Origin of the sequence: Roseateles sp. (genome assembly GCF_039595295.1) — a bacterium.
In the GTDB taxonomy this organism is placed as follows: Bacteria; Pseudomonadota; Gammaproteobacteria; order Burkholderiales; family Burkholderiaceae_C; genus Roseateles.
Window position 1 is genome coordinate 82,622 of the sequence record NZ_JBCNLU010000002.1, and the last position, 15,578, is coordinate 98,199.

Sequence of the window (15,578 nt, forward strand, 5' to 3'; positions counted from 1 at the left end):
GGCGCGCGCCCGCCGAGGGCTTGACGCGAGCCGGGCTCAGCCCTGCGCGGGCGGCTTGGCGTCGGGCGCGCCGGTGGTGTCGGGCGTCACCGGCGCGGCGGTCAGGCGGCCCCAGGCTTTGCGGCCCAAGTGCAGCGCCAGCAGCCCGAAAGGCATGCGTAGCCAGTGTGAGCGCACGTACAGCGCCAGCTCGGCCAGTTCATGGCCGGGCAGCCGGCAGCTCTCGTGCGCCGGTCGGAGCAAGCGGCGATAGCAGGCGTCCAGCAAGCGGCGGGCGAGCGGTCCCGGCGGCGGGCCGAGCTCGGCCGGCAGCGAGTCGGGATAGGGCGTGTTCAGGAGCGCCCGCGTGTAGCGCAGCGCCAGCCACAGCGGCCGGCTCAGACCGATCTCGCGGGCGCGGGCGACCAGGCGCGGCCAGAAGCCGTCGAGGGCACCGAACTCGCGCAGCAGGGCGTCCAGGTCGAACAGGTCGCGCAGGCCGTTGTGCAGCTCGCCCTCGTGGAAGAGGTGAGCGGCGCTGTGCAGCAGCATGTCCTCGGGTGGCAGGACGAAGACGCCCGGCCGGCCCGGGAGGGGGCGCGGCGCGTCGAACAAGCGCTCGCTGTCCAGTGGCGTGCGCGCCGTCGGCGGCAGCAGGGTGTGGTGGACGTCCAGCGAGGTGCCGCGGCGCAGGTGATGCAGCGGCGGCAGCTCATGCATCCACTCGCGGTAATAGCGCTGATCGTAGGCGTCGAGCTCGTCGTCGAAAGCCCAGCCGTGCACCAGCAGCGTGGTCTCGCAGCGCGGCAGCTGCGCGGGCGGGATCAGGATGTCGATGTCGCTGAACATGCGGCCCGGCGCGGGCGCGTGTCCGCCCAGCGCATAAGCCGCACCCTTGAGCAGGATCACCGGACCGGGCAGCTCCGACAGCGTGGCCGCCAGCAGGTCGACCTCGCGTCCCAGCATCTGCATCTGCCGCCGCGACAGCAGCAGCGCCGAGCGCAAATGCGGTTGCACCGGCGCGGGCAGGGCGTCCAGCCAGCCGCCGCTTTCCATCTCATGAGCGAGCCGGCCGGCCAGGTTGGCACGTCGCGCCTGACGCAGCAGCAGGTCCCAATCGCGCAGACCCAGCCCGACGGCGATCGCCGGCGACAGCAGCACCCGCATCAACAGGGGCCGGCGACGGTCGTCGGCGAAAGGATGGCCGGGGACCGGATGAGCGATGGCGCGGGGCGCGTTCATGCGGGGCCTCCGTCGACCGGCGTCGCGGCCAGGGCCTCGAAGCGATCCATGGCCTCGTCCAGCCGGCTGTACTCGAAGCGGAACACCTCGCAACCGGCGACCAGCCGGCCCAGCGCGCGAAAGCCCCCCTGGCCGTGCAGGTCGTAGTTGAAGGACTGCGAGGCCAAGTCCATGAAGGCCTGGGCTCGCTCGATGGGGACGAGCTCGCCGTGCGCGTCGGCGCGCCAGGCGGGCAGCACGACCCAGGCCGGTCGGGCCGGACGCAGCCGGGCCGCGATGGCGTCGTCGGGCGCGCGCACCAGGGCGACCGTGCCCTTGGCGGTGTTGGGCATGGACGCGCTGAATCGCGCCTGCGGGATGAAGTCCTGGATCAGCGGGATCGAGGCGTTCTTGAGGTTGATCGGCCGCGCCATCCCGTGAATCAGGCCGGTCGTCATGTCGAGCAGGCCCAGCTCGTCCGACAGCAGGCGCCATCCGCGATGGGCCAGCGCCGCGCACAGCGTGCTCTTGCCGGAGCCCGGCGGCGCCGGCATCACCAGCGCGCGGCCGTCGCGCTCCAGCACCGCGGCGTGGATCAGCAGGAACTGGTGGGCGTGCGCGGCGATGCACCAGTTGATGCCCCACTCGAGCATCGCCAGCGCTTGGGCCGCCGGCAACGGCGTGAAGGAGCGCTGGCCGTCGAACCAGAACTCGGCCCGGCCGCGCAGCCGGCTCAGCCAATGCGAGCTGCGCCGCACGGCGACATGGAAGTCGACGAACTCGTCCTCGGCGGCGAGCTCGAAGTCTTCGTACATCAGGGCGATGTCGTCGGCGAGATGGGGGATGTCGGAGCGCACGCGCACGACGAAGGGCGCCAGCTTCAGCGTGACGCCCTCGCCGCGCAGCTGGTCGCGCAGCCCGCGGATGCCGACCTCCTGGAGCTTCAAGCCGGCGGCTCCTGCGTCAGCAGATGGACGTCGGTCAGGCGGGCCAGGTGGCGGTCCAGCAGGTCGGCCACGACCTCGGGCGGCTCGTCCCAGTCGATGTCGGCGGCCAGGCGGGCCAGCAGTTGGTCGCGGGTCAGCGGCGCGGCAGCCAGCCATTCGGCCAGTTGCGCGCCCAGCGCGGCGATCAGGTGCGTATCCCCGGAAACGGGGTCGAAAAAGACAGCGTGCTGCTCACCCTCCCAGGCGAGCAGCACGTCGGACAGCGGGTGCGGACAGCGCCACGCCGAACCGGACATCAAATCAGCCAGTTGGCCTTCAGATAGTCGTTCATGTCCTTCGCCGTCCAGGCGGCGCCGGTGGAGTTGGCCGGCTTGAACACGTTCGGGCCCAGCGAGGCCATCTGCGGCAGCATGTCGGTGCCGTTGGAGATCGTGCACTTGGACACCGGCGTATTGGCCAGCAGTGTGTTCAGACGCGCGGCCAGCAGGATCGCGGCGAAGTCCGGCGCGCCCTTCTTGATCAGCGTGTAGACGTTGGCCGAGGGGGAGACGCCCTTCAGACCACCGGGGAACACCTTGGACACGGGCAGGTTGTTCTGCACCCAGGTGTCGGACTTGCCGGAATACCACTTCTTGGCGGCGCAGCTCCACGGGGTCGCGCTGTTGCGCACCTGCGGACGCGTGCTGTTGTTGATCCAGTCGCTGATGTACCAGCACTCGGTGTTGTCGATCTCGGCCAGTTCGGCGCGCGCCTTCACGCTGGCGCCGCCATTGCGCAGCACCGCCGACCCCCAGGCCGAGGTCGTGTTGCAGTGCCAGGCCATGACCGGACGGCTGGCCAGCGTCAGGCCGACAGGCACCACGCCCGCCTGGATGAAGCGGCGGCGGCGTTGCGAGACAACGGCTCCGGCGACAGGCGTCGGGGCGGCCGAGGGCTGCTGGGAGTTGTCGCTGCTGTGATCCATAAACTCAGCTTTCGTGGTGCTTGGCCCGGAAATAGGGCAGACGCTCAAGCGGATCGGCGCTTGTCCGACCTGCGAGCGCAGTGTTCCACACAAGCCTGCCCCCGCAAAGCCCGCCCAACCCCTTGAACGGGTGGCATGCGGTGTCCGTCAGACAGTGGATAAGTCGGCGCATGCTTACGTTGAAATCGTTGAGCCGCAACGGGTCGTCGCAAGACCAACCGCCCTTGTAACCGGATGCAGGGGCATCCATGGCTCATTCGGCCCCGTCGTGAACGATGTCGCGACCGGAGGGGCTGTCGGTATCGCGCGGACGCCGCGTCGAGGCCATCGGGCCCTCGGTGCTTGCCGCCGAACTCGCGTCGGCCTCGCCCGGCTCCAGGTCCTCCTCGACCAGGAATCCCCCGCTCTGATGCGCCCAGAGCTTGGCGTACAGCCCGCCCTGCGCGAGCAGCGAGGCGTGGTCGCCCTGCTCGACGATGCGGCCCTGGTCCATCACGATCAACCGGTCCATCGCCGCGATCGTGGACAACCGGTGTGCGATCGCCACCACCGTCTTGCCCTCCATCAGGCGATAGAGGCTGCGCTGGATGGCCGCCTCGACCTCGGAGTCCAGCGCGCTCGTGGCCTCGTCCAGCAGCAGGATGGGCGCGTCCTTGAGCATCACCCGCGCGATCGCGATGCGCTGGCGCTGACCGCCGGACAGCTTCACGCCGCGCTCGCCCACATGGGCGTCGTAGCCCTGCCGGCCCTTGGGATCGGTCAGGCCGTCGATGAAGTCCTGCGCCTCGGCGCGCTCGGCGGCGGCGCGCATCTCGTCCTCGCTGGCCTCGGGGCGGCCGTACATCAGGTTGTCACGCACCGAGCGGTGCAGCAGGCTGGTGTCCTGCGTCACCATGCCGACCTGCGAGCGCAGGCTGTCCTGCGTGACCCGCGCGATGTCCTGGCCGTCGATCAGCACGCGGCCCTTGTCGATGTCGTGGAAGCGCAGCAGCAGATTCACCAGCGTGGACTTGCCGGCGCCGGAGCGCCCGACCACGCCGATTTTCTCGCCCGGCCGGATGGTCAGGGTCAGGTCGTGCAGCACGGTCTTGCGGCCGCCATAGCTGAAGTCCACCTGCTCGAAGCGGACCTCGCCGCGGCTGACCTCCAGCCGGCGCGCCTCGGGCGCGTCCTGGATGGCGATCGTGCGCGAGAGCGTGGTGATTCCGTCCTGCACCGTGCCGATGTTCTCGAACAGGCTGGCCATCTCCCACATGATCCAGTGCGAGATGCCGTTCAGCCGCAGCGCCATCGCGGTGGCCGCGGCGACCGCGCCGGCGCCGACCTCACCCTGGGTCCACAGCCACAGCGTCATCCCGGCGGTGCTGGCGATCAGGCCCATGGAGAGCGCGTGGTTCACGATCTCGAAGCCGCTGATCAGGCGCATCTGGCGGTAGGCCGTGCCCAGGAAGTCCTGCATCGCGCCACGCGCGAAGCCCGCCTCGCGGTTGGAATGCGAGAACAGCTTGACCGTACTGATGTTGGTGTAGGCGTCGGTGATGCGGCCGGTCATCAGGCTGCGGGCGTCGGCCTGCTGCGCGGCGGCCTTGCCCAGTCGCGGGACGAAGAAGCACAGCGCCACGATGTAGCAGGCCAGCCAGCCCAGGAAGGGGATGAGCAGCTTCAGGTCGAAGCTGCCCACCACGCCCAGCATGGTCAGGAAGTAGATCGTGATGAAGACCAGGATGTCGACGACGATCATCCAGCACTCGCGCACGGCCAGCGCGGTCTGCATGAGCTTGGCCGAGACGCGTCCCGCGAACTCGTCCTGATAGAAGCTCATGCTCTGCGCCAGCAGATGGCGGTGGAAGTTCCACCGCAGGCGCATGGGGAAGTTGCTGGACAGGCCCTGGTACTTGCACATCGACTGCACGGCGATGAGCAGCGGGCTCGCGAGCAGGATGCCCGCCAGCAGCAGCAGCGTGTCCTGCTGCGTGGACCACCACTGCGCGGGCGGCACCTTGGCCAGCCAGTCCACGATGGAGCCCAGCATCGAGAACAGCAAGGCCTCGAAGGCGCCGATCGCGGCGGTCAGCACCGTCAGGATCAGGATCAGGCCGCGCATCCCCTGGGAGCCGGCCCAGACGAAGGCGAAGAACCCCGCCGGAGGCTGCGGGGCCGGGGTCTGCGGGAACGGATCGACGAGCTTTTCAAACCACCTGAACACGGCGGACTCCCTGTTACTTCTGCGAGACCTGGGAGCCTAACGGAGTCCTGTGGCGCCGCGCCATCCACTCGGGGCGGGTGGGGAATGGACGGGCTGAGCTGCGGGATCCGCCGTTCGGGTGGCGCTTGCGTGGCGCTCGGGGGAGGCCGGGTCCCGGCCTCCCGGCGTCACTTCGCCGGCAGCGGCAGCAGCTTGCCCTGGGCTTGTTTGGGCGCGGGTACGTGCAGGATCGCGGACAGCGTCGGCGCCAGGTCGACGATCTCCACACGCTGCTCGATGCGGCCCTGGCCCACCCAACGGGGGCCCCAGGTCAGCAGCGGCACGTGGGTGTCGTTCTCATAGGGGCTGCCGTGGGTGGTGCCCATCACGCGCGAGCCGAACATCCAGCCCGCTTTCGGGATCACCTGCAGCGGCGCCGCGATGCCCGGGTACCAGGACTTGCGCATCTGCTCCAGATACGGCGTCGCGGTGTCGGTGCCGGCGAGCTGAGCGCGGGTGAACGCGGCCTGCACGCCGTCGACCTGGACGACCAGCTGCTTGGCGGCCTCGTAGACGTCATCCTGCTTCAGGCCGCGGGTCTTGATCAGCGCCTCGTCGAAGATGAAGCCGGTGCCGGACATGCCGATCACCCAGCGGCCCTCGCCGAACTGCTTGGCCAGGCCCGCGTTGACGAAGCCCACCGCCTGCGCCGGCACGATGCGGCCCGCGTCGCGGCCTTGCGACTTCGCCCATTCGGGCGTGTCGGTGAAGCCGTGGTCCGCGGTCAGCACGGCGATGTAGTTGTCCTTGCCGACCTTGGCGTCCAGGTACTTGAACCAGTCCTGCAGGTAGGCGTCCAGATGCAGGAAGTGGTCGTGCGAGAGCCGCGACTCCGGCCCGAAGGCGTGGTTGATGTAGTCGTGGCTGGACAGGCTGACGGACAGGATGTCGGTCTGGTCGTCCGCGCCCAACTGCTCGCCCTCGACCGCGGCGCGGGCGAAATTCAGGGTCAGCTCGTCGCCGAAGGGGGAGGGCAGGATGTTTCCGTAGAAGCGCGGGCCGGGGCCGTCCATGCCGGCGCCCAGCACGGCGGGCAGCTTGTTGCCGTTGCCGCTGTTGGCCTGCCAGGGCTGGCCGTCCGGCACGCTGCGCGCGTAGGCGGACTCGGGCAGCATCGGCGCCCAGGTCTTGCCGAAGAACTTGTCGGCCGGCCTGGCCGCGTTGAAGGCGTCCACCCAGGCCGGGTGCTTGTCCATGTAATAGGTGCTGGAGGCGAATTGCCCCGAGCCGCCCATGTACATGTAGGCCGTGCCCTTGTGTCCCGAGGGCAGGATCGCGCCGCGGTCCTTGCCCGAGATGCCGATCACCTTGGACCCGGGCTGCAGCGTGCGCAGCACGTCGCCGACGGTCTCGACCTTGTAGTTCTCGGGGCTGGTGCCGGCCAGGGGCTCGGTCTTGTTGCCGATGTACTGGTAGCGCGGATCGGCGGTGTTGTACTGCGGCGCGCCGGTCATGGGGTCGCGCCACTCGTTGCCGATGATGCCGCTGCGCTGCGGATAGGCGCCGCTGAGCATGATGGAGTGACCCGCCGCGGTGACCGTATAGCCGTGGCCGTAATAGGCATTGGCGAACCAGGCGCCGCGATCCAGGAAGCGCTTGAAGCCGTCGGGCTGCAGCTGGTCGCGATAGCCCAGCACCTGGCGGATCGGCAGGCCGTCCACGACCATGAAGACGATCAGCTTGGGCGGCTTGGCGGCGGCGAAGGGCGCGGCGGGCGCGACCGGCGCCGTGGCCGAGGTGCCGGTGGCGCTCGAGGTCGGGGCGGAGGTGTTGGCGCAGGCGGCCAGCGCGGCCAGCACGGGCACCAGCAGCCAGGTGCGACGGGTCATGGTCATGGCGGGGAGGCTTCGCGCGGAAGCCTGTGAAGGAAATGTGACGGCGCAGTATCTCCGTCATGCCCGCGTTTGGGGACCGATTTCGGGCGCATGACGAGCGGCCGGACCTCCGCCGACACGCCTTCCGCACCGCGGATCCGCGTCGCGCGCGGCGCTTCAGGGTTGACCCGGAGAACGCGGGTCTGCAGGCGCATCGCGGACCCCAATGAAAGAAGGCCGGTCACCACACGATGACCGGCCCGCCTTGCTTTCTGGTTGGATCGCTTGCGCGCTCCCCTCCTGTTATGGGAGGCGATTGTGGAGGCCGACGGCAAAGGGCATGCCCGGGTTTGCCCGAGGACGGGCGATTGGCGTGAGAACTCCTGCTCACGGGGGAGATGTTCTTGACGGATCTGATGTGCGGAAGCGACGCCCTTACGGCGCGAGCACCTCGTCCAGCACCTCGATCCAGTGCCGCACCGGCGTGCCGGTGCCGGCTTGCAGATGCTGGACGCAGCCGATGTTGGCGGACACGATGGCATCGGCCTGCAGCGGGGCCAGCGCCTCGAGCTTGCGCGCGCGAAGCTGCTTGGACAGCACGGGCTGCAGCACCGAGTAGGTGCCCGCCGAGCCGCAGCACAGATGACTCTCGCTGGGCGCGACGGCGATCTGGAAACCGAGCTCCCGCATGACGCCCTCGACGCCGCCGCGGAGCTGCTGGCCGTGCTGCAGCGTGCAGGGCGGGTGATAAGCAAGCTTGGGCCGCTCGCCGCCGCGGCCCAGGCGGGCGCGCAGCGCGGGGACGAGCTCGGGAAGGAACTCGCTGAGGTCGCGGGTGAGGGCGGAGACGCGTTGGGCCTTCTCCGCGTAGTCGGGGTCGTGCGCGAGCAGTCGCCCATAGTCCTTGACCTGGACGCCGCAGCCGGACGCGTTCATGACGATGGCCTCGACCTGCGCCCCATGCCCGTCGACCATGGGCCACCAGGCGTCGATGTTGCGGCGCGCGTCGTCCAGGCCGCCGTGATGGTCGTTCAGATGCGAGCGGATCGCGCCGCAGCAGCCGGCCTCGTCGCCGACCAGCGTCTGCACGCCGGCGGCATCGAGCACGCGCGCCGTCGCCGCGTTGATGTTGGGCATCATCGCGGGCTGCACGCAGCCCAGCAGCAACAGCACCTTGCGCGGGTGCTCGCGCCGCGGCCATTGATGGGCGCGCGCGTCCGGCCTCGGCGGGACCTTGTCCTTGAGCGAGGCGGGCACCAGCGGCCGCAGCGCCTGCCCCAGCCGCAGCGCCGGCTTGAACAGCGGCGAGGTCAGCCCCTCCTTCAGCAGCCAGCGCTTGACGCGTTCCTGGCGCGGACGCTCCACCTTGGCCTCCACGACCTGCCGGCCGATCTCCACGAGTTGGCCGTACTGCACGCCGGACGGGCAGGTGCTCTCGCAGTTTCGGCAGGTGAGGCAGCGGTCCAGGTGCTGCTGGGTGGCGGCGGTCGGTGTCTCGCCCTCCAGCACCTGCTTGATCAGATAGATGCGGCCGCGCGGTCCGTCGAGCTCGTCGCCCAGCAGCTGATACGTGGGGCAGGTCGCGGTGCAGAAGCCGCAATGCACGCAGCGGCGCAGGATCGCCTCGGCGGCGTCGCCCTCGGGCGTGCCTTGGAATTCGGGGGCGAGGTGGGTTTGCATCGTTCAGGCTGGCGGTCGGCGGAGGTCGATCGGCGGGCGAAAAGGGGAAGAGCGGCGTCGGCGTTCAAAGATCCGGATACAAGCGACCCGGATTGAAGATCCCCGCCGGATCGAACTCCCGCTTCAGCGACTGGTGGATGCGCGTGAGCTGCGGCCCCAGCGGCGAGAACGCGCCGGCCGATTTGTCGTTCGCATAGAACAGCGTCGCGTGACCGCCCGCCGCGGCCACCAGATCCCGCAACTGCGCCGGCGCCATCGGCGTCACGACCCAGCGCTGCGCGCCGCCCCATTCGATCAGCTGCTCGCCGTGCAGCGGCATGGCCGGCGTCGTCGGCGGCACCGCGATGCGCCACATCGCCGCGCCCCCCTGCACCGCGCGTCGCGCGCCCAGGAAGAACTCGTCGCTCTGATCGCGCAGGCCCCGCCAGAAGGGCGCGGCCATCTGCTCCGGGATGACGTCGCCGCCCAGTCGCCGCAGCGCCGAGCTCAGCGCCGCCTCCGCGCCGGACAGCCGCACGACCAGCGCGCCATCCCACCAGGCCGTCGCCGACACCGGCAGCGGCTGCCCGCCCCAGCGGTTCATCTGGATCAGCGCCTCGTCCTGGCCGGCTTCGAAGCGCAGCGTCGCCGAGGCCACCGGCACCGGCAGCACCTTGAGCGTCACCTGCGTGATCAAGCCCAGCACGCCCAGCGCGCCGGCCATCAGCCGGGAGACGTCGTAGCCCGCCACGTTCTTCATCACCGTGCCGCCGAAGTGCAGCAGCTCGGCTTGTCCGTTGAGCATGGACAGTCCCAGCACATGATCCCGCACCGCGCCCGAGGTCGCGCGCGCGGGGCCCGAGAGCCCGGTGGCGACCATGCCGCCCACCGTGCCCTGACCGCCGGACGCGGCGCCCACGAAGCGCGGCGGCTCGAAGGCCAGGTGTTGCCCGTGCGCGGCCAGCAGCGCTTCGACCTCCGCCAGCGGCGTGCCGGCCAGCGCGGTGAGGTAGAGCTCGCTGGGCTCATAGGCCAGCACGCCGCTGAGCGCCGTCGTCGACAGCACCGGCAGCGGGCCGGCCACGTTCGGGGGCGTCAGCGGGCCGCCGTAGAAATCCTTGCTGCCGTGGCCGACGATGCGCAGCGCGCCGCCCTCGCGGACACGGGCCTGGAGCTCGCGCAGCGCGGCCGATTGCGCGGCGTCCAGCGGCGCCGCGCTTGTTGTTTCGCCCGCGGCCCCGCCCGTGGTCCCGCCCGCCAGCGGCGAGTCCTGTGCATGCACCGTCATCAGAATCGCTCCAGTTCAGGGAAGGCCAGCATGCCGCGCTTCACATGCATGCGGCCGTACTCGGCACAGCGCTGCAGGGTCGGGATCACCTTGCCGGGGTTCAGCAGCCCTTGCGGGTCGAAGGCGCGCTTGAGCGCCAGCATCTGCTCGCGCTCCTCGGGCGAGAACTGCACGCACATGCTGTTGAGCTTCTCCACGCCGACGCCGTGTTCGCCCGTCACCGTGCCGCCCATCGCGACGCTGGTCTCCAGGATGTCGGCGCCGAAGCGCTCGCAGCGGTGCAGCTGATCGGGGTCGTTGGCGTCGAACAGGATCAGCGGATGCAGGTTGCCGTCGCCGGCATGGAAGACGTTGGCGCAGCGCAGCTGGTACTTCCGCTCCATCTGCTGGATGGCCAGCAGGATGTCGGCCAGACGCTTGCGCGGGATGGTCGAGTCCATGCACATGTAGTCCGGACTGATCCGCCCCGAGGCCGGGAACGCGTTCTTGCGACCGCTCCAGAAACGCAGCCGCTGCGCCTCGTCCTCGCTGACCTCGAGGCGAGTCGCGCCGCTGGCGCGCAGCACGGCGCTCATGCGGCCGATCTCCTCCTCGACCTCCTCGGGCGTGCCGTCGCTCTCGCACAGCAGGATGGCCTCGGCGTCCAGGTCATAGCCGGCGTGGACGAAGTCCTCGACCGCCGCGGTCATCGGCTTGTCCATCATCTCCAGACCGGCCGGGATGATGCCGGCCGCGATGACCGCGGCCACCGCGTCGCCCGCGCGGCGCAAGTCGTCGAAGCTGGCCATGATGCAGCGCGCCAACTGCGGCTTGGGCGTGAGCTTGACGACCACCTCGGTGACCACCGCCAGCATGCCCTCGCTGCCGACGACCACGCTCAGCAGATCCAGCCCCGCCGCGTCCAGCGCCTCGGAGCCGAACTCCACCGGTTCGCCCTCGACGCTGAAGCCGCGCACCTTGAGCACGTTGTGCAGCGTCAAGCCGTACTTCAGGCAATGCACGCCGCCGGAGTTCTCCGCCACGTTGCCGCCGATGGTGCAGGCGATCTGGCTGCTGGGATCGGGCGCGTAGTACAGGCCGTGCGCGGCCGCGGCCTCGGAGATCGCCAGGTTGCGCACGCCGCACTGCACGCGCGCGGTCCGCGCCAGCGGATCGATCGCGACGATGCGGTTGAACTTGGCCAGCGCCAGCGTCAGCCCCTCGGCATGCGGCATCGCGCCGCCGGACAGACCGGTGCCCGCGCCGCGCGCCACCACCGGCACGCCCAGCGCATGGCAGGCCTTGAGCACGCCGGCCACCTGGGCCTCGGTCTCGGGCAGGGCGACGGCGAGCGGCCGCTCGCGGTAGGCCGTCAGGCCGTCGCATTCATAGGGGCGGGTCTGCTCGTCCTGCCACAGCATCGCGTGGGCGGGGAGGACCGTCTTGAGCGCGTCCACCAGCGCGGCGCGTCGGCGCGCCCGGAACGCCTGCAGCTCCTGGGCGCCGCCCGCGTGCGGGCCGTGCGCCGGCGGTGCGGAGGCCGCGCGAGAGTCGGAGGAGGGGAGCTCGCCAGTCATGGCGTCGAACTGTAGCCCCAGGCGCGGACCCCGTCCGTCGCGCTCACGCGTCGAGGAAGACGGTCAGCACCCCGGTGTAGCCATGGACGCGGGCATGAGCGATCTCGCCGTTGGCGAAGAAGCCGGCGAGCGGTACCTCGCCCAGCGCGTGCTGCACCCATTGCAGCTCCGCCGACGGCGCCCCGAAGTGCGGGCCGCCGCGTCCGGTGCAGCTGATGTAGAGCGCGCCGGCCATGCGGGCGCCGAGCTCCTCGGCCTCGGCGCGGATCTCGGTGCAGATGCGGACGAGGTCGCGGCGGGCGGCATCGGGATGGCGCTCGCAGAAGCTGAGCAGTTCGCCCTCGCGCACCTGCTCCGCCACCGCGACGCCGCGGCGCGACGGGTCCAGCCCGACCAGATGGCGCACGCGGACCTCGGGGCCGTACTCGCGGCGCGCGCCGGGTGCGTCGTTGAGGCCGACCAGGGTCTTGCGGAAGAGCGGCATCGCCTGCCGCAGCGAGGAGGACTCGCCCGTGTAGGCCGGCAGCTTGAGGTCCTCCAGCAGCGCATCGAGCGCCGGCTGGCCGTCGAGCTCGGTGACCAGCGGCCCGTCGCAGGCGGTGACGCGGCGCTCGCGGCCCAGCGGCTGGCAGCCCTGGCTGACGCGCGAGATCCAGCGCACCTCGGCGCCCAGCGACACGCCCGACAGGCCGCCCTCGAAGACGCCGTCGGCGAACTGCACCGCGCCGGGGCCGCCGCTGACCAGTCCGCCGAACAGATAGCCGCTGCTGCAGCGCTGGGCGAGCTCGCTCACCAGCTCCTGCAGGTCGGGCGTGAGGCCGTCGGCATGCAGCATGAGGCTGCGGGCGTCGCAGTCCTGCGGCAGTGGTTGGCGGCCGGAAAAGATGCGCCACTGGTCCGCCGGCAGGTCGCACAGCAGCAGGACCAGGGCGGGCTCGTCGAAGTACTCGACGCCGGCGGCGCTTACCGCCAGCGCCGACGCGCCGACCCAGCCGCAGCCGGGCCAGCGCTGCCGGACCTCGTCGAGCAGCGCCTGCGCCTGGCCGGCATAGGCCGCGGTGATGTAAAGGAAACCGAGCGTCGGCGTCATGCCGGCGCGCTGGCCCTCGATCTGCGCGCCGGCCAGCGCCAGCGCCATGTGAGGGTCGGGATGGGTGGCGTGAGCCTGGATGAAGCGAGGCATGGACGGCCCTCGAGGGACTGCGGGAGGCTCAGGAAGAAGACTTGCGCTTGGGGGCGGGCTTGCGGGCGGACGCGGTCTTGGCGGCAGCCTTCGCCGGCGCCTTGGCGGCCCCGGCCTTCGTGGCGGGCCTGGACGTCGCGCCGCGGGCGGGCTTGCCAGCCGACTTCGCGCCGTCGGATGTCTTGCCGCGCGCACCCGTAGCGCTCGACCCTCCAGCAGCGGCCGACTTGGCTGCCGCTGTTGCCGCGCTGGTGGCTGACTTGGCAGCTGCTGTGGCTGCGGAGGTGGCTGCGGACGTCGCGGCTGCGGTTGCTGCGCTGGTGGCGGCGGCCGCGGTCTGAGCGGTCTTCATTGCATTGGCGGCGACTTGCGTGAATTGTTGGGTGAGGGCGTTCCACCACTGCATCGGGTCCGCGCCGACGGGCTTGCCCTCGTCCTTCCCCGCGTCGGTCCCGCCCTTTCCTTCCGCCGCCCCGGCGGTGTCATTGCCGGCGCCCGGGGTGGCCCCCTCGCCCGCTTGCGGGAGAGGGTGGGGGAGAGGGTCTTCCTCGTCCTGAGCCGCAGCCGCAACCGACGCCGCCTGCCACGGCGACGCCTGCCACGGCGCCGCCGCCGCCGCCGCATCCCCCTTCGGCCCCCCCGCCTTCAACACCTCCTTGAGGTCCGCCATCGGCACGTTCATCGCGTGCAGCGTGGACAGCGTCATCCGCTGCACCTCCAGCGCCTGAATCGTCGCCGCCAGCATGCGCGCGTTCTGCTCCAGCCAGAACTGCACGGTCCGCAGCTCATCGATCCGCTTGTCCAGCTCCTGCGGGTTGAGCGTCGGCGCCACCCACTGGTTGAACCCGGGAATCGCCGCTCCCGCGTTCTTCACCAGCCCTTGCAGGAAGTCGAAGCCGGGGACGAATCGGGTGAAGTCGGTGTCCGCCATGGTGTCTCCTCGGGTTCCTCGAAACAGTCATCGCGCCTGTGACCGCGCCAAGCGCGCTCGCACGCGCAGCAATCTCACGCCGGAATGCGGTTCAGATCCGCCCAGCCGGTCCACAGGATCTGGATGCCGATGCACAGCAGTACGAAGGCCATCAGCCGCATCATGACCAGGGTGCCGACCTCGCCCATGCGCATCAGCAGCCGGCCGCCGTTGCGATAGACCAGATAGACCACCGCCGCGGTAAAGGCCGCGCCGATCGCGGCAATGCCCGCGCCCATCACATACGGAATCGGCGAGCGCGGAATCTGCGCGCCCAGCGCGATCGCCGCCGCGATGCAGCCCGGGCCGGTGGTCAGCGGGAAGGTGACCGGGAAGAAGCTGCGCCGCACGATCTCGGCTTCGCTCAGATGATGGGCCTCGGCCAGTTCGCCGGACGCGTTCTGCACGACGGCGGTCTGGACGGCGTTGGTCTCGTTGCGGGTCAGCATGATCCAGGCGTTGTAGGCGACCAGCAGGCCGCCGCCCACCCGCACCACCGGCAGCGAGATGCCGAACAACTCCAGCACATAGGTCCCGACCAGCAGCGACACCATGATCACCACCCAGCCGTTGATCGCGACTTGGCGCGACAGCCGCTTGAGCACCCGGTCGTCGCCGCCCGCGGCGTCGATGACGATGGGCGCGACGCCCACGGGATTGATGATGGGCAGCAAGGTCAGCGGGACCAGGAACAGCGATTGGATAAACGACGTCAGGGCGTCCAAGATCGGGTCTCCGGAGAGCGGGAATCAGGGCGGGTCAGTGTGCCGCAAGTCCGTCACCGCGACGGCGAACGCGGCATCAGGGTTACCTCGAAGCCACGCTCGCGCAGCAGCACCGGCAGCGCCTGCGCGCCGGTCATGTGCATCGCGCCGACCGCCACCAGCAGGGTCTGCCCTGCCTGATGCAATTCCGAGACCCGGTCCGCCAGATGGGGGTTGCGGCTGTCGTTGATCCGTTGCAGCGTCGCGCGGTCGTTGGCGTCGCTGACGCAATCGCACCAGTCGGCGTAGCGGTCCAGCCGCTTGAGGTCGCCGCGATCCCACACCGTGACCATCTGGTCCAGCGTGCGCAGCAGCGACTTGGGGCGCTCCAGCTGGCGCAGATTGGCTTGCAACTCCTTGGCCGCGGCGGCCGGGTCGGCGGGCAGCAACGCGTCGAGCTGGCCTTGCAGCGTTTCCAGCGCCAGCACCGGCAGGCCGCGATCCCGGGCCCACTGGCTGAGCAGCATTTCCTGGCCGTAGCGCACATCCAGTCCCAGCGTGCGCGCGCGCAGCAGCATGTAGGTGCTGGTCTGCAGCAAGGGATGCAGGCTGGCCAGCGCCTGGGGCGGCAGACAGACGGCCGCGGCCTGCGCATCGAGCCGGCGCTGCGTGGCGGCGTCCAGTGGCAGCGCGGGCATGGGCGGCATCTTCCAGGCCTCGCGGTCCAGCGGGTCGAGCTCCAACGCGAGCGCGTCCACCCGTTCCAGCGCGGCGCGCAGCCGCGGCCCCGGCGCCGCCCAGGCCGGCTTGCCGACGTGCAGGCTGGCGTAGAGATACGAGGTGCGTCCGTCGCGCGTCAGCGACCACATCAGGCCGCGGTCGCGCGCCTGCGCGGCCAGGCGTTCGGCGGACAGTGCGGCGGGCTCCGGCGGGCAGACCGGCGCCGCGATCGCCGGCCCGCACAGGCCGCCGGCGATCAGGACGCCGCCGATGCCGCGCAACGCACGGCGAGACAGTGAGCGGAGGAGGGCGCAAATCGGCATGGACG

13 protein-coding genes are annotated in these 15,578 nt (G+C 70.6%); all 13 read right to left on the reverse strand.

Annotated features, from left to right (window positions below):
• Positions 1 to 36: 36 nt before the first annotated feature.
• Positions 37 to 1,221, reverse strand: a complete 1,185-nt coding sequence (locus tag ABDW59_RS02405) for a nucleotidyltransferase family protein (RefSeq protein WP_343627812.1) — start codon at positions 1,219 to 1,221, stop codon at positions 37 to 39.
• Positions 1,218 to 2,147 carry an HprK-related kinase A gene (locus ABDW59_RS02410; RefSeq protein ID WP_343627814.1) on the reverse strand — a complete coding sequence of 310 codons (930 nt, stop codon included), beginning with the start codon at positions 2,145 to 2,147 and terminating at the stop codon, positions 1,218 to 1,220. The genes ABDW59_RS02405 and ABDW59_RS02410 overlap by 4 nt, the downstream gene beginning before the upstream one ends.
• Positions 2,144 to 2,443 carry an HPr-rel-A system PqqD family peptide chaperone gene (locus ABDW59_RS02415; protein WP_343627815.1) on the reverse strand — a complete coding sequence of 100 codons (300 nt, stop codon included), beginning with the start codon at positions 2,441 to 2,443 and terminating at the stop codon, positions 2,144 to 2,146. Before ABDW59_RS02415 ends, ABDW59_RS02410 begins: the two co-directional genes overlap by 4 nt.
• Positions 2,443 to 3,111, reverse strand: a complete 669-nt coding sequence (locus tag ABDW59_RS02420) for a hypothetical protein (RefSeq protein WP_343627816.1) — start codon at positions 3,109 to 3,111, stop codon at positions 2,443 to 2,445. Before ABDW59_RS02420 ends, ABDW59_RS02415 begins: the two co-directional genes overlap by 1 nt.
• 253 nt (positions 3,112 to 3,364) lie before the next feature.
• A complete protein-coding gene (locus tag ABDW59_RS02425) occupies positions 3,365 to 5,317 on the reverse strand; it encodes an ABC transporter ATP-binding protein (protein WP_343627817.1) in 1,953 nt (650 codons plus the stop codon).
• 167 nt (positions 5,318 to 5,484) lie between these two features.
• A complete protein-coding gene (locus tag ABDW59_RS02430) occupies positions 5,485 to 7,191 on the reverse strand; it encodes an alkaline phosphatase family protein (protein WP_343627818.1) in 1,707 nt (568 codons plus the stop codon).
• A 414-nt stretch (positions 7,192 to 7,605) separates the two neighbouring features.
• Positions 7,606 to 8,850, reverse strand: coding sequence for a glycolate oxidase subunit GlcF (gene glcF / locus ABDW59_RS02435; RefSeq protein ID WP_343627819.1), 1,245 nt, complete (start codon positions 8,848 to 8,850; stop codon positions 7,606 to 7,608).
• Between the two features lie 64 nt (positions 8,851 to 8,914).
• Complete coding sequence (glcE, locus tag ABDW59_RS02440) at positions 8,915 to 10,117, reverse strand: glycolate oxidase subunit GlcE (protein ID WP_343627820.1); 1,203 nt, start codon at positions 10,115 to 10,117, stop codon at positions 8,915 to 8,917.
• Positions 10,117 to 11,673, reverse strand: a complete 1,557-nt coding sequence (locus ABDW59_RS02445) for an FAD-linked oxidase C-terminal domain-containing protein (RefSeq protein ID WP_343627821.1) — start codon at positions 11,671 to 11,673, stop codon at positions 10,117 to 10,119. The genes glcE and ABDW59_RS02445 overlap by 1 nt, the downstream gene beginning before the upstream one ends.
• Before the next feature lie 43 nt (positions 11,674 to 11,716).
• On the reverse strand, positions 11,717 to 12,856 hold the full coding sequence (locus ABDW59_RS02450) for an FIST N-terminal domain-containing protein (protein WP_343627822.1): 1,140 nt from the start codon (positions 12,854 to 12,856) through the stop codon (positions 11,717 to 11,719).
• A gap of 28 nt (positions 12,857 to 12,884) precedes the next feature.
• Complete coding sequence (locus ABDW59_RS02455; protein WP_343627823.1) at positions 12,885 to 13,787, reverse strand: PhaM family polyhydroxyalkanoate granule multifunctional regulatory protein; 903 nt, start codon at positions 13,785 to 13,787, stop codon at positions 12,885 to 12,887.
• 74 nt (positions 13,788 to 13,861) lie between these two features.
• Positions 13,862 to 14,551 carry a MarC family protein gene (locus ABDW59_RS02460; protein ID WP_343627824.1) on the reverse strand — a complete coding sequence of 230 codons (690 nt, stop codon included), beginning with the start codon at positions 14,549 to 14,551 and terminating at the stop codon, positions 13,862 to 13,864.
• A gap of 53 nt (positions 14,552 to 14,604) precedes the next feature.
• Positions 14,605 to 15,573 carry a TraB/GumN family protein gene (locus ABDW59_RS02465; protein WP_343627825.1) on the reverse strand — a complete coding sequence of 323 codons (969 nt, stop codon included), beginning with the start codon at positions 15,571 to 15,573 and terminating at the stop codon, positions 14,605 to 14,607.
• Positions 15,574 to 15,578 lie beyond the last annotated feature (5 nt).

Coding starts and splice junctions, on each gene's coding strand:
- glcF (WP_343627819.1), bottom strand. CDS start 8,850: ATGCAAACCCACCTCGCCCCCGAATTCCAAGGCACGCCCGAGGGCGAC.
- ABDW59_RS02455 (WP_343627823.1), bottom strand. CDS start 13,787: ATGGCGGACACCGACTTCACCCGATTCGTCCCCGGCTTCGACTTCCTG.
- ABDW59_RS02445 (WP_343627821.1), bottom strand. CDS start 11,673: ATGACTGGCGAGCTCCCCTCCTCCGACTCTCGCGCGGCCTCCGCACCG.
- ABDW59_RS02465 (WP_343627825.1), bottom strand. CDS start 15,573: ATGCCGATTTGCGCCCTCCTCCGCTCACTGTCTCGCCGTGCGTTGCGC.
- ABDW59_RS02450 (WP_343627822.1), bottom strand. CDS start 12,856: ATGCCTCGCTTCATCCAGGCTCACGCCACCCATCCCGACCCTCACATG.
- ABDW59_RS02405 (WP_343627812.1), bottom strand. CDS start 1,221: ATGAACGCGCCCCGCGCCATCGCTCATCCGGTCCCCGGCCATCCTTTC.
- ABDW59_RS02415 (WP_343627815.1), bottom strand. CDS start 2,443: ATGTCCGGTTCGGCGTGGCGCTGTCCGCACCCGCTGTCCGACGTGCTG.
- glcE (WP_343627820.1), bottom strand. CDS start 10,117: ATGACGGTGCATGCACAGGACTCGCCGCTGGCGGGCGGGACCACGGGC.
- ABDW59_RS02430 (WP_343627818.1), bottom strand. CDS start 7,191: ATGACCATGACCCGTCGCACCTGGCTGCTGGTGCCCGTGCTGGCCGCG.
- ABDW59_RS02420 (WP_343627816.1), bottom strand. CDS start 3,111: ATGGATCACAGCAGCGACAACTCCCAGCAGCCCTCGGCCGCCCCGACG.